Consider the following 13,744-nt stretch of genomic DNA (forward strand, 5'->3'; position numbering starts at 1 on the left):
GGATGCAGATAGAACAAATAGAGATCCTGAATTTTTTAAAACGCTTTAGCCCTTTTAAAGAGTTGCCGGATGACCTGTTGCACCACACTGCAATGCAGGTAGATATTGGCTATTTTAAAGCCGGTACGCCAATTTTGCGTTTTGGTGAGCCGTTACAGGCTTTGCATTTGGTGCGCAGCGGCGCAGTCGAAACCTACAGACGTAATGGTGTGTTGTACAACAGACTCAGTGAAGGTGGCATTTTTGCTGAGCAGGGTTTGTTGCGTGATAAAAGCGTTATTTTCCCTGCTACAGCCATAGAAGACAGTTTGATCTACTTTATCCCTGTGGACTGCTTTGAACTGCTGTATCAATCTGATGAAGTCTTTGCCGATTATGTTGAGATTGGCGACACCCAACGAAAAAAAGGCGGGGTTCTTGCTGACAAAAGCAATAATGAGTTGATGAGTTCCGAAGTTCGTCAGTTGATTAGCAGGCCTGCTGTGACTTTAGCCGCAGATGCCTCTGTGCAGCAGGCTGCACAATTGATGCAGCAAGAGTCGGTGTCGTGCTTGTTAATTGTGGCGGACCAATCACCGAATGCGGCTTTGGTTGGCATAGTCACAGACCGGGATCTACGCAACAGACTAATAGCAGCAGGATTGGATTATCAGCAAAAAGTCGCAGTGGTGATGACGACCGAACTGGTGTGCATTGAACAGCACCAGTTTGTGTTTGAGGCCATGTTATTGATGCTGCGCCACAATGTGCATCATTTACCTGTGCTGGAAGACGGCAAGGTGCTTGGCATTATCTCTATCGCCGATGTGATCCGCTATGAATCGCAAAACAGCCTGTACATTGTCAGCAGCATTTTCCGCCAGCAGACTGTAGCTGAGCTGCAAAGCCTGAGCACTGAATTAGCCTCCTGTTTTGTCCGCATGGTCAATGAAGATGCCAACTCCAGAATGATTGGCGCTGCTATGGCGGTCACAGGCCGTAGTTTTAAACAACGTTTACTCGAGCTGGCGGAGCAACAATTGGGGCCACCGCCTGTGCCTTATTGTTTTCTGGCCTTGGGCTCTATGGCGCGGGATGAGCAGCTGATAGTGACGGATCAGGACAATGCGCTGGTGCTGCACAATGACTACGACCCTGTGTTGCATCAGGATTATTTTGCTGCGCTGGCTCAGTTTGTGTGTGATGGTCTGGCCGCTTGTGGTTACAGCTATTGCAGCGGCGATATTATGGCCACCAACAGCCAATGGCGGCAGCCGCTGCGAGTCTGGCAGCAGTATTTCACCGACTGGATTGAAAAACCTGATGCGCAGCGATTGCTGAACAGCGGTATATTTTTTGATTTAGAAGGGGTCTGGGGTCAGGTTCGTTGGGCCGATCAACTGAATCAGCAAATCAGACGTCAGGTCAAAGCCAATCCGGATTTTTTAGCCTGTATGGCGCGCAATGCCATCAGCCGGACGCCACCATTAGGTTTCTTTAAAGATTTTGTGCTGGAAAATGACGGTCAGCAAAACAACTCACTGGATATCAAACGCAGAGGTACAGCGCCTTTGGCCGACCTGGTCAGGGTGCATGCTTTATCTATTGGCTGCGCTGCAACCAATACCTATGAGCGATTGTTGGCGGTCAAAGCGGCCGGAATTTTACCTAAAGGCCGGGCCGACGATTTATTGGATGCGCTGGAAGTGATAGCTATGGTGCGAATTCGCCAGCAAGCCAAAGCTATACAAGCGGGCAGAGCGGCGGATAACAAAGTCAAACCTGAAGAACTCTCTGCATTTGAGCGTAAAACCTTAAAAGAAGCCTTTCAAATTCTAAGCTTCGCGCAAAAGTTTCTGAAGTTTCGTTACCCCGGCGGGCGACAGTAACAGAGGTGTTATGTTTTATCTGAAAAAGCAGGAATTAAAAACAGATCCGCTGCAACTACTGAGCAACAACTGGCAAAAAACCATGCAGCAGTTGGAATTAAATGCAAAAGATCCCAGGTTAAAAACCTTTTATCAGGCCGGATCAGTAGCTGCTGAGACAGCTCTGCAAGACATGTCTTTTGTTGCTCTGGATTTTGAAACCACAGGCTTGGATCCGGTACGGGATGGCATTGTCAGTATAGGCTTGGTGCCGCTTACATTAGGTCGTATTCATAGCAGTAAAGCGCAAAGTTATCTGGTAAAACCCAGAATACAGCTGAAAGACAGTTCAGTGATAGTGCACGGTATTACCGACAGCGCCATAGCCCAGGCTCCTGATTTAGAACAGTATATTGAGCCTTTATTACGGGCCTTAGCAGGAAACGTGGTGCTGGTGCATCATCTGCCTATAGAGCGCGCCTTTTTGTATCATGGATTCATGAGCCGGATAAAAGAAGGCATCGTTTTTCCAATGATTGATACTTTGGCGTTAGAACGGGGATTTAGTCAGTCTGGATTAAAAGGCTGGTGGCGAAGTATGACAGCACAAGCCAAGCCATCGTTACGACTCGCAGACTGCCGGCAGCGTTATCAGCTACCGGCTTATCAACCTCATCATGCGGTGACAGATGCCATTGCCTGCGCTGAATTATTTCAGGCTCAGGTGGCACGGCATCTTTCGGTATCAACTCCAGTTGGCAAGCTCTGGAGTTAATACCGTATCTTTTTGATAGGTAGATCAAGCTTCAGCTTCAGCTAAATCCGCTGCTGTCACTTCGGTAGTTTCATCACCAGCTACCGGGATTTTTTCACATAAAATCCAGTCTTTTTCATCGACCCAGTTTTGCGCACCACCAGCTACAGTGCGGATCGGCACTATATAACGACATGACGTCTGAGGTTTAACCGAAGCAAAGATCGGCACAAAACCAAAGTTCAGCGCGGTTTCGATCAGAGCCTGCTGGTTATGCGGGTCAATATCGGCCGCTTCGTCGATATAAATTGGAATACGGTATTTACCGCGTTCACGCTCAGACAATAACTGGCGGATAAACAACATACCGCACAATAACTTAATGGTAATACGGGTACCGTTGGAGCCTGCTGAGTCAATTTTGTCGAAGAACTCTATTTCACCGGCACGGTTGACCACTTTAAAGCGGATATCAAACAAGTCAGATAAAGTTAAACCACCTTTTTCGCTGGCCGCCTGAATTAAATAGTCTTTCGCGGCCTGCACTTCACGCTCGTTGCTGCTGGCGTTGGGGGCTAATAAGTCCAGTGTATCGCCTTGCTGATAAGATTCTGATGTCGTCAGAATGGTATCGATATGGCCAACCAATAAAGCGCGGTCAACAATTTCAATTTTAAAATCCTGCAGGTTGGAGATCTGATGACGCCAAATGCCGCGGTTAAAACTATTCAGCTCGCGATGCAGACGGTTTAAGTCATCGCGTAAGCCTTTGAGTGTGGAGGCGACTTCTGTCAAAGCGACGCGGGCACGACGTTCAATGGCTTCACGCTCTTTGTCCAGGTGATGGAAGGCGCTTATTAGTTTCTGGAATTTCAGCTCTTCATCAGATTCAACTTCAAACTTGGTAATACCGGCGTTAAAGATAAACAGGTAGGTATTTTTGATATTGACGTCGATTAGTTTGAGCTCATTACACTGCTTATTAAAATCGCGTAATACGTCGGCTAAATTATCAAAATCCAACGTCACTTCAATAGGATAAGGTGTGACTTTGCCTGAGTAGAAATCGAGCTGGAAGTCGATACGTTCTTTTTTCTCCTGCTCAATACGTTCAGCCTGACGCTTAATCTGTTCCTGCTTATTGCCGACTAAGTTGCGGCGATCAGACAGGGTAGAGGCCTTGTGCTGCACTTCAGCCAACTGCTCCTGCAGCTTGTCTTCTTCGATTTCAAGCTCTGATTGCAAGGCCTGTTGCTCGTCACTGAACTCCAGCATTTGCTGGTAACGGCCAAACTTCTTAATGTCTTCTTCGGCTTGTAACAGATCCTGATACAAGCGGTCTTTTTCGCGGGTTTTACCGGCTAAATCGCCTGCAACAGCCAATTGCTGCTCCAGCGTATGTAAAGTTTGCTGTAGTGCATCAATCTGCTCTTTTAGCTGGATTTTGTTCTCTAAGCTATTTTGCTCAACAGGTTGTAAATGGTGTAGGTCAATAACGACGCCAGGTAAATGCAATTTGCCTTGTTTAAAGCAATCGGCAATTTTTTCAAGTTGCTCTGAAAACAAAGCATCGTCCAGAATTTCAATGTCACCGCCACCAGTCGTAGAAAGCGACAACAAATCCGGGTTCAGAATGCGGGTAATTTGCTGTACTTCCGGCAGGCTTAAATCTTCGCGCAGACGGGAATACAGGTTAAATTCGAGGTTTTTCAGCTGTAGCTTTAAGCTCTGCAGTTGTTTGGCACTCTGGCTTTTCTGATGCGCCAAAGTAGTGGCATTGACCTGACTGGCACCTTGTAAGCTATGGCTTAACTGCTCGTAGGCTGCGCGTATATTGCTTAAGTTCGTCTGCAAGGTTGCTTCGTTACTTAAGCTGAATTTTTGTGACAGACCATCAAATTCGCCAAACCATTGCTGTAACTGCTGCTGACGGCCTGACAGTTCTTTAATTTGGCCAACATACAAACGCTGACGTTCTTCCAGCTGGCTTTTCTCTGCCAATAAGCCGGTCAGTTGCTCGTTCAGAAGCTCCTGCTGATCGTCAAAGTAGCTATGAAATTCAGTTAAAGCCACATCCAGCTTAGGAGCATAAGTCGCTAAACGGCCTTTGAGCACAGAACGGTTTTCCAACAGACTCTCTAAAGCTGTGACAGCTTCCTGTTGGTTTTCCAAAGCTTTTAGTTCACGTCTGTCTTTATTGACCTTTTCAAAGGCGTTGTGCCAGACCTGATAAAAATCGACCTTAGGGTCGCCTAAATGCCGTGCAAATACAGGCAATAACAGACGTTTGACATCCTGAGCTGTCAGGCGGTGCAGGTTCAGAATACGACGGAAAATATCTTTATAGACTGGTGCATCAGAGACGTTCGCAAGAGGGATCATGCGAAGATTAATGCGGCTGTCAAAAGGTGTTGCACCACCTGTTAGCATGGCATTCAGTTCAGACTGTTTTAATTCAATAGGATCAAAACCTAAACTGCGTAAATGATGGTCCAGCTTGTTGTAACGCACATAACTTTTGCCATCTAAATAATGGTTTAGATCCAGTTTGCCTTTGTAGCAAAAATACTGAAAAGCGTAACCTGCAATTTTACCGCGGCCAGCTACCCCAATGACCACAGGACCGTCTGGCAAATTAGCTTCCAGCAGTATGTAGCTTTGGTCTGTGCCGAAGTAAAACTTACGGGTTTCGTCTAAGTCGTGGCCGTCCCATTCAGTTAAACGCAAATCGTTAATCAGTGGGAACTGCAGGGCGTTTATCACCGAACTTTTGCCCGTATTATTGGGGGCGCAAATAGAGGATGAATCATCCAGTGGGATCACGCATTTGGCGTAGCCAGCTGTGTTCAGCAGTGCCAGTTTGGTTAAGCCATACAGCTCTGATTTTGTTGAATTAAGCTGCTCAGACATCTGCATTCTCCTCTGTTACAGCACTGTGATCCACATCCATCAGCGCGTCTAAATAACGATACACAGGGGATAATAATTTGATCTGATCGCCGCTTGGCCGTGCCAGGCCATAACGTAATAAGCGGTTGGCAATTTCGCGTTTCATATCGGTGACTGAGAAAATTTCCAATTGTTCGAATAAGTGGTATTGCTGCTGCAGCAACTGGCCCCAGATTTCTGTGGTGATTTCATGTTCAAACAAAGCCCGCAGCGGGTCCTGACCTTTATCGGCATAAAACTCGACCAAGGCAAAGAGGGTCAAAGCAAAAAGCCTGGAAATTTTACCCATGCTGGCGGTGGCGTCATCTACTTCAAAATAAAAGAAACCACGGCTGTCGCGTTTTAAGCTATTGCCTAAAGCGCCAAACAAAGCTGTGTAGGAGTCTTCCTGCTGATCCAGTTCCTGCCACAAGGCAAAATCCTGTTCGCTGATATGGTAACCGTTCGACAGCTTTTTGCTGATTTCAGCCAGTTGGGTCAGTTCATCTAAGTTTAATTGCATTTATAAAGTCCCAGCTTCGCTGCTTTGAAAAGGGTGTAAGGTCAGCTTATAGCCATTGAGTGTCAATTCTGTGTTGTGTTCGCTGTGCTGCAATGTCAGCTCATCCGAGCGTGACAACTCCTGATATAAAAACAGCAACTCATCTACTGGTAATTCAGGATAACTGTCGGCTAGCCAACGGCTTAAATCCGGCAGCTTTTTCAGCGCTTTGGCTTTGTGTACTACATCTTTGAGTTCAGGCACCTGCATCAACATGCTGTGATTGCTGAGTATTTCCTCAGGCAACTGATAGGCATCGTGTTCGTACTGACAAAGTTCAGCCATATAACTGGTGATTTGATTGGCCGAGCCTAAGGAGAAACGCTGGCTATCAGAACTGATGGCTGGCACTAAAGGCTCTAAGGTTAAATCTATGCCTTTTTTACGCATCTGCCCTAACAAGAAACTGGCGTTACGGGACAGCAGCGTATTACGGCGCAGCTCATCCCTAAGTGGCATCAGTAAGTCGGCACAACGGCTTAAACTCTCACGGCCCACCTGATTCATTTCAATCAAACGGGTGCGTAACTGGATAAGTGTTTCTTTTTCGGTGTTCAGTGTGCCCGTCACTTCAATGATTTGTAGTAAATCGCTGAGCATAGCCTCAACTGCAGAGACGGTGAGCTGGAAAGGACCATTGATATCGACCAGCGCTAATACCGGGTCTATGTAGTCATCAAAAGCATCCATCACAGCCGCATAACGTCGAGCTAAGCTCAGCTTGCCTTCGTCTGCTTTGGCGCGTTCGACAAGTGATAAAATGGCACTTTCATTTTGACCAAAGTGTTTTAGTACTTCACGGATACGTTCGTCCATCACCCGGGAGAAACGACGCAGTTCGCTACTGTCACGGCTTTGAGCTGCCTCCTGCATACGTTCGGATAAACGCTTCAGCTCCAGAATACGGCTTTCAATATCGGTAGCGAGGCCTAATTGCTGTTCCTGCATCAGTTGCTGAGCAAATTCCAGCACGGAACGATTCAGCTCCAACTGGCTGGATTTAGCTAATGGGATCAGAATTTCCAGTTGCAGAAAACGTTGGGCTTCACGGAACACCTGTTCACTGCTCATGCCACTATTGTGGCGCAGGATCAGATGCTGTACATCCTGAAAACTGAAGTTACCGCTGACACTTCGTTCAACTAACTGCTCAATGACAGTCCAGTGCTCATCTAAGCAGCGGATAATTTTACGTGGCGCTATCATTTGTCCTTTCTTTTCATGCTTATCATAAATATTTCACAAATGTGACTTGGGTGGGTAGTGGCATCTGGCGGGGGCTGGTAGAATACGACCCCGCAAATTCCTTCCTTTTCCACAACATTAAAGCTGGTACTACATCATGTTAAGCGCAGTAATTTTGGCTCTGGTGGCAATAGCCTTTGTGATGATCGTTATAGAGGATATTATCCACGTAAACAAGGCAAAAACGACACTTTTTTTCGGTACTCTTTGCTGGATCCTCGCTTTTATTTTTCCTATGCACGGCGCTACAAGTAGCGACATCAGCGAGCAGCTGAATCATAACCTACTAGAAATAGCCACTTTGTGGTTGTTTTTGATGTCAACTATGACTTTTGTCGCTTATCTCAATAGCAAAGGCTTTATCTCTCAGGTGGTACAACGTTTATTGCCTGCTGAATTATCAGAGCGCCGTCTGATGTTTATTATCGCTGTGTTTGCTTTTATTTTCTCGTCTTTTGCCGACAACGTCACAGCCACTCTGGTGGCTATTGCTGTGATTAGCAGTATCAAACTGGAGGTGAAAAAACGTATTCAGTACGCCACTTTGATTATTTTTGCTGTGAACAGTGGTGGTGTATCGCTCATCACAGGTGACGTGACGACACTAATGTTCTTTTTAGCCGGTAAAGTGACAATCACTAATTTGTTATTGCTCATTCTGCCTTCGTTATTTGCAGTCGCTGTACTGGCTATTTTGTTATCCCGCAAAATGAAAGGCCGTATAGTTCTTGAAAAGTCCCCTAAGCCGATTGAAAAAGCGGACGTAATTATCGCTATTATTTTTGCATCCACTATAGGTTCTACACTGCTGTTTAATATTCTGTTCCAGATCCCGCCAGTGCTGACTTTCCTGTTTGGTTTAGGTGTGATGTTTCTGGCCGCTCAGTACCTGCTGCGTAAGAAAACCGGCGTCAATATTTTAAGTTATATCCGCGAAGTCGAGTTTGATACCTTGCTGTTTTTCTTAGGTGTTTTACTGCTGGTTGGCATTATGAAAGAAATTGGTGTGCTGACCAATATTACGCATCTTTATCAGTATTTAGAGCCGGTACAAGCCAACTATCTGATGGGCTTAATGTCAGCCCTGATTGATAACGTGCCTTTAACTGCTGCTTTATTAAAAGCGGATTTAACCATGACGACTGCTGAATGGCTTACCTTAACTTATGCCACTGGTGTAGGTGGTTCTATTCTGATCATAGGTTCAGCAGCCGGTATTATCGCCATGAGTAAAGTAAAAGAGCTCACCTTTGGCACTTACTTTAAAATGGCCGGTTACCTGCTGGGCTGTTACAGCCTGGGTTATGTTGGTGTCTATTTTGTTGGCCAGTTTGCACTGGCTTAACGGCAAAAAGCTGTAATTAAATTACAGCTTTTTTGAAAAGACGGCTAAACGGCTGTTGCCTTTTGTAAAAAAGTCACTTAAGCTCAGCGCCGTCAATCATACGTGATTATGAGATACCTTACGTAATTGGAACGTAGGGGCTGGGTTTATCCCCGCCCGTATACTGCAGTTTCAAGTACGGCGGGTATCTACCCTAAGTAATTGGAGTTGCAGCGCGACGACAAGTGTGTGAGTCCCCAGGAGCATAGTAGTCCTATGTGACTGGGGCGAGGGCACGCAGTCAACAAAGCTGCAGCTTCAAGTACGACGGGTATAGACCAGAAGAGGAGCGTTAACCAGGTAGAACATCTCAGGCTGCTACAAGCCGCAGGATGTTTGAGGGGGATTAACGCCGAGGACCAGATGCTGTAGCGGCAGATGGTCCGGTTGTTAAGGCTGAATCCTTACGACTGTCACCTGTTTTTTGTGGTGGAGAGCTTCTGGCCTTTGTGTGTCTGTGATCAGTTGTTTGCAGCATCGTGCCTGCTTTACAACTTTATTTACTGCCTGCAAATGCCATGCTCTGCCTTATGACTTTTTGAATAAGGAGAGACTCGAATGTCTAATCAACTTATCGTCGCCAAATTTGGCGGAACTTCAGTGGCCGATTTCCAGGCTATGTCCCGTTGTGCTGATATTGTGTTAGCCGATCCAAATATCCGTCTGGTGGCTGTGAGCGCCAGTTCAGGTGTGACTAATTTATTGGTCGATATCACCAAACAAACCGAAGTTCAGGCCCGTTACGCATCCTTTGAAGGCATAGAGCGTATTACTTTGGCTGTGCTGAATGCTCTGCAGCAACCAGAAGCTGTGGCTGCCCAAATCAATACCTTATTGGCTGATTTACGTAACCTGATTGAGACAGGTGGCGCTGTGTATTCTGGCGCGCACAAAGACCTGATCCAGTCCTTTGGTGAGCGTTTAAGTTCGGTGTTGTTTACCCAGGTGTTAGTGGAGCGAGGCGCAGCAGCAGAGTGTTTTGATGTGCGTCGTGTGCTTCGCACCGACAGCCGTTTTGGTAAAGGCGAGCCGCAAATTCATCTGATTGCTGAATTAGCGCAAAGCCATCTGCAGCCTTTGCTATCAGAACGTATTGTGGTCACTCAGGGTTTTATTGGTGCTGATGAAGCAGGGCAAACTACGACTCTAGGCCGTGGTGGCTCGGATTACAGCGCAGCCTTGTTAGGTGAAGCTTTAAACGCTCATATAGTACAAATCTGGACAGATGTGGTGGGGATCTTTACCACAGACCCACGCCTGACATCAGATGCCCGTTGTATCAATGAAATCAGCTTTGATGAAGCAGCCGAAATGGCCACTTTTGGCGCCAAAGTATTGCATCCTGCCACCTTAATTCCGGCGATGCGCCGCAATATCAAAGTTTTTGTCGGCTCCAGTCGTGAACCTGAAGCCGGTGGCACCTGGATTGCAAAAACTGTGGAACATAAACCAGCGTACCGCGCCATAGCATTGCGTAAATCTCAAACCCTGATCACTGTGAAAAGCCCGGAAATGTTACACGCTGCAGGCTTTTTAGCCCGGGTCTTTGATATTTTAAGCCGTCATCAAATATCAGTAGATTTAGTGACGACGTCAGAAATTTCAGTGGCTTTAACTCTGGACGAATCTGCTGGCAGCGCGTTCAGCACATCAACAGAACCTGCTATTGCTGAGTTGAAAGTATTCTGTGAAGTATCAGTAGAGCAGGGCTTAAGTCTGGTGGCTGTGATAGGCAATCATCTGCACAGCACCAAAGGCGTAACAGGTGAGCTATTTAGTGCTTTGGAGCAAATTAATATGCGACTGATTTGTCACGGCGCTTCACGTCATAACCTGTGCTTTTTAGTACAGGATGCGTCGGCTGCTGCAGTAGTGAAAGAGCTGCACCAGAAGTTATTTAATTAAAAACTAAAAAGGGGTCAGATCACATTGTTAACTGTTAACAATGTGATCTGACCCCTTTTTCAATTACACAAACAGCTGTTTCATATCCTGATAAATCACAGTGAATTCAGGAGAGCGGTAGAAATCAACACCTGTGATTAAGCCGCGGTCAGCAAAAGGTTTTAATGCCAGACGAGGTTCTGTTTTGTCTTTGCAGTGGCCTTTTTGAATAGTGGCAATACGGATAAAGTCCAGATAATTCACTTTATCAGTGTGAGGCAATTTGGTGTTCCATTGCTCTGCCACTTCAATCAGTTCATCCGGGAATTCCCACTTACGTAAAATGCTTCCACCTATACCACCAGCTAAATCTGTGATGCATCCAGCGATAAAGTCTTTGTCACCAAACTGATCCAGATGTTTTTCGGCTTCAGTCAAAATAGGCAAAGCGCCGATATTATGAATTAAACCAGCGAGGGTCATGGTGTCGAAATTCACCGGGCTGACTTTTAAGTTGCTGTTGTAAAGCTGCATAGCGGCAAGCGCTATAGCCGCTACTTCTAAAGTGTCTTGCCAGACTTTGCTCATCATGCCTTTGATTAAACTGGAATGAGAGACAAACAACTGCTCAACCGCCATAGCTGTCACTATGTTTTTGATATAACGCAAACCAATACGTGTCACCGCCTGATGCAATGAATTCACATGAACAGAGCGGCCTAAAAAGGCGCTGTTGGCGATTTTCATCATACGGGCCGACATGGCCGGATCGTGAGAAATAATGTCTGCCATCTGGTTTAAATTAACATTTGGATCTTCCGCCATTTTACGAATTCGTAAGGCAATTTCAGGAAGACTTGGCAGCACCAAGGTATCATTCTGGATTTTTTCAACCAGCAAGCTTAATAACGCGTTTTCGTTTGACATAAACTGCAACCCTGTGACAAAAAAGGAGAACTATCTGTGTGTGGTGTCTTTTTATTTTGTTGTAGACGAACATCTTGATTATTAGCGAATTCCACTGGCTTTGCCCAGTAGTAAAACAAAAGAATTTTTCATTTTGTCCAGATGCTGGGAATTATTCGGCTTCTTTACCCTGAATTTGAAACAACTTGTCACGAATTTGCCAAAAACGACCATCCTTGCGCGCTATGATGGCCTCCGGCGGTAAAAATCTGTGGGCTTGTTGCAGCACTTTATTGACTGTGGCTTCAGTGAAGGGTCGGTGTCTGTCGACCAGATGAGGTGGCACAAACAAAGTTAAAAACTTTTGTTTTTGCGCTTTAGTTTGCAGGCTCCAGTATTCGGCTATTTCTGCGCCATCAGCTGAAAAGTAACTGACTTTGAGTGAGGTTTTGCCTTCTTTACTTTGATGGCTTTGCAGTTGCATTCGAGTGACATAAAGGACTAAAGCATCTTTTAAGCTTAAAGCTTCTTTGAGTTTTTTATCCGGGTCGACTAACACCAGACCACAGTCACCGCAGTTACGGGCGGCAATGTCATTCTCTGCACCACAGTCCGGGCAAAATTTGGCTTTAAAGCGATAACCACAGGCTAGCGGTTTGGCCTGTTCATCCTCTTTATAGCCCTGACAACGGCGGCCATAGTGTTCCAGCACCAGGCCTCTGTCGTCTGTTTTACCCCAAAAGTTATTAAAAAAACCACACAAGGGGCAGGGTACAGTCACCAGTTCTGTGCCTGGCTCTGGCCGCAGTTCGCCTATATCAGGTTGCTCCAGATTAAAGCGGTTCCCGGCATAATCTAAAACCAGACAATCGGTTTTTCCAGGACTTAATCGAAGCCCACGCCCCACAATCTGCTGATACAAAGTGACAGATTCTGTCGGGCGTAAAATAGCTATTAAATCGATATGCGGCGAATCGAAGCCAGTAGTTAATACAGCCACATTCACCAGGTACTTCAGCTGTTTTTGCTTAAAACTGTGGATCAGTGCATCCCGCTCTTTTTGTGGCGTGTCGCCTAAAATCAAAGCGGTTTGACTGGCGGGGAGATAACCTAAAATCTCGCGGGCGTGGGCTGTGGTGGCGGCAAAAATCATCACACCAGAGCGGCTTTGTGCCTGCTGTATCACTTGTTGAATAATTTGAGGTGTGGCGCGCTGTTGCTGATTAATACGTAAATCCAGATCAGCTTCTTTAAAATAGCCACTGGCCGTTGGTTTTAAGCCGGCAAAGTCGTAACTTAATACCGGCGCATCCATCAATACGGCTGGAGTTAAATACCCTTCACCTAATAAAAAACGGATGGGCAAATCAAAAATACAGTATTTAAAAAAGCGGGGTTCTGTGGTGCGGATAAGGCCACGGCTGTGATACTGATAAATCCAACCTGAACCTAAACGGTAAGGCGTTGCTGTTAAGCCCAGCACTTTTAGATCCGGGTTTTGTGATTGCAGTGAGCGAATGACTTTTAAGTAACTGCTGTCTTCGTCGTCACCCACTCTGTGGCATTCATCAATGACTAATAAGCTGTAGTGTTCAGTAAATTCAGCCAGGTTTCTTGCCACTGATTGTACTGAGGCAAATACCACTTTGGCTGCGGTTTCTTTACGACCGAGGCTGGCAGAAAAAATGGCGGCTTCTAAACCATAACTTTGGTACTTCGCATGGTTTTGTTCCACCAGCTCTTTGACATGAGCCAATACCAAAACCCGGCCACGGGCCAATCGTGCCAGTTCGGCTATCACCAAACTTTTGCCTGCACCTGTGGGCAATACCAACACTGCTGCATCTGGCTTCTGGCGAAAATGCACTAAAACGGATTTAACCGCCTGTTGTTGATAGTCTCGAAGTTGCAGCATAAGGATGGTTTACGCAGGAAGAAGGGGGCCAAAACAGCCCCCTTGATTATTTAAGCTGGTTATTACTGAATACCGTGGTTGGAGAAAACGGTAGCGCGGTCGGCTAAGAAAGTGATTTTGATATTTTTAGCATCATCACCCCAGCGGCAGCTTTTAGTGCCCACAGCTTCGTCACAATGAGTCGCAGTGCCTAAAATGCTGGTCACTTCGTCGTACGTCATACCAGCTTTGACCTGGTTGTAATTGTCTTGTGTTAGTTTGCTGCAGGCGCCTACTAACGCCAAAGCTGCTAACAAAACCACGATTTTTTTCATAACAG

Annotated in this window: 10 protein-coding genes and 1 riboswitch; of the genes, 4 read left to right on the forward strand and 6 right to left on the reverse strand. The window is 46.1% G+C overall.

Going from position 1 to position 13,744, the window contains the following annotated elements; translation table 11 throughout:
* Positions 1-2: 2 nt before the first annotated feature.
* Positions 3-1,868, forward strand: a complete 1,866-nt coding sequence (locus LSG34_RS00735; protein WP_233006913.1) for a DUF294 nucleotidyltransferase-like domain-containing protein — start codon at positions 3-5, stop codon at positions 1,866-1,868.
* Positions 1,869-1,878: 10 nt separating this feature from the next.
* Positions 1,879-2,622 carry a 3'-5' exonuclease gene (locus tag LSG34_RS00740; protein WP_233006914.1) on the forward strand — a complete coding sequence of 248 codons (744 nt, stop codon included), beginning with the start codon at positions 1,879-1,881 and terminating at the stop codon, positions 2,620-2,622.
* Between the two features lie 24 nt (positions 2,623-2,646).
* Here the strand turns inward: LSG34_RS00740 and LSG34_RS00745 are convergent, their stop codons facing one another.
* The 3 genes from LSG34_RS00745 to LSG34_RS00755 are packed head-to-tail and all read right to left on the reverse strand — an operon-like array spanning position 2,647 to position 7,297.
* Complete coding sequence (locus LSG34_RS00745; RefSeq protein ID WP_233006915.1) at positions 2,647-5,511, reverse strand: coiled-coil domain-containing protein; 2,865 nt, start codon at positions 5,509-5,511, stop codon at positions 2,647-2,649.
* On the reverse strand, positions 5,504-6,052 hold the full coding sequence (locus LSG34_RS00750) for a condensin complex protein MksE (RefSeq protein WP_233006916.1): 549 nt from the start codon (positions 6,050-6,052) through the stop codon (positions 5,504-5,506). The genes LSG34_RS00745 and LSG34_RS00750 overlap by 8 nt, the downstream gene beginning before the upstream one ends.
* Positions 6,053-7,297 (reverse strand): hypothetical protein, encoded by a 1,245-nt coding sequence (locus LSG34_RS00755; RefSeq protein ID WP_233006917.1) that lies wholly within the window; start codon positions 7,295-7,297, stop codon positions 6,053-6,055.
* Between the two features lie 136 nt (positions 7,298-7,433).
* Here LSG34_RS00755 and nhaD point away from each other — a divergent pair, with 136 nt between their 5' ends.
* The gene (gene nhaD, locus LSG34_RS00760) at positions 7,434-8,681 is read left to right on the forward strand and encodes a sodium:proton antiporter NhaD (protein ID WP_233006918.1); all 1,248 of its coding nucleotides are present in this window, start codon (positions 7,434-7,436) and stop codon (positions 8,679-8,681) included.
* A 313-nt stretch (positions 8,682-8,994) separates the two neighbouring features.
* Positions 8,995-9,168, forward strand: a riboswitch (Lysine riboswitch).
* A 110-nt stretch (positions 9,169-9,278) separates the two neighbouring features.
* Positions 9,279-10,625 carry a lysine-sensitive aspartokinase 3 gene (gene lysC / locus LSG34_RS00765; protein ID WP_233006919.1) on the forward strand — a complete coding sequence of 449 codons (1,347 nt, stop codon included), beginning with the start codon at positions 9,279-9,281 and terminating at the stop codon, positions 10,623-10,625.
* A 63-nt stretch (positions 10,626-10,688) separates the two neighbouring features.
* On the opposite strand, the gene LSG34_RS00770 is transcribed toward lysC, so the two are convergent.
* The 3 genes from LSG34_RS00770 to LSG34_RS00780 form a co-directional block, all read right to left on the reverse strand.
* Positions 10,689-11,531, reverse strand: a complete 843-nt coding sequence (locus LSG34_RS00770; RefSeq protein WP_233006920.1) for an HDOD domain-containing protein — start codon at positions 11,529-11,531, stop codon at positions 10,689-10,691.
* A gap of 151 nt (positions 11,532-11,682) precedes the next feature.
* A complete protein-coding gene (locus LSG34_RS00775; protein ID WP_233006921.1) occupies positions 11,683-13,425 on the reverse strand; it encodes a DEAD/DEAH box helicase in 1,743 nt (580 codons plus the stop codon).
* Positions 13,426-13,487: 62 nt separating this feature from the next.
* Complete coding sequence (locus LSG34_RS00780) at positions 13,488-13,739, reverse strand: outer membrane protein assembly factor BamE (RefSeq protein ID WP_233006922.1); 252 nt, start codon at positions 13,737-13,739, stop codon at positions 13,488-13,490.
* Positions 13,740-13,744: the final 5 nt, after the last annotated feature.

Origin of the sequence: Rheinheimera faecalis (genome assembly GCF_021290965.1) — a bacterium.
GTDB classification, from domain to species: domain Bacteria; phylum Pseudomonadota; class Gammaproteobacteria; order Enterobacterales; family Alteromonadaceae; genus Pararheinheimera; species Pararheinheimera faecalis.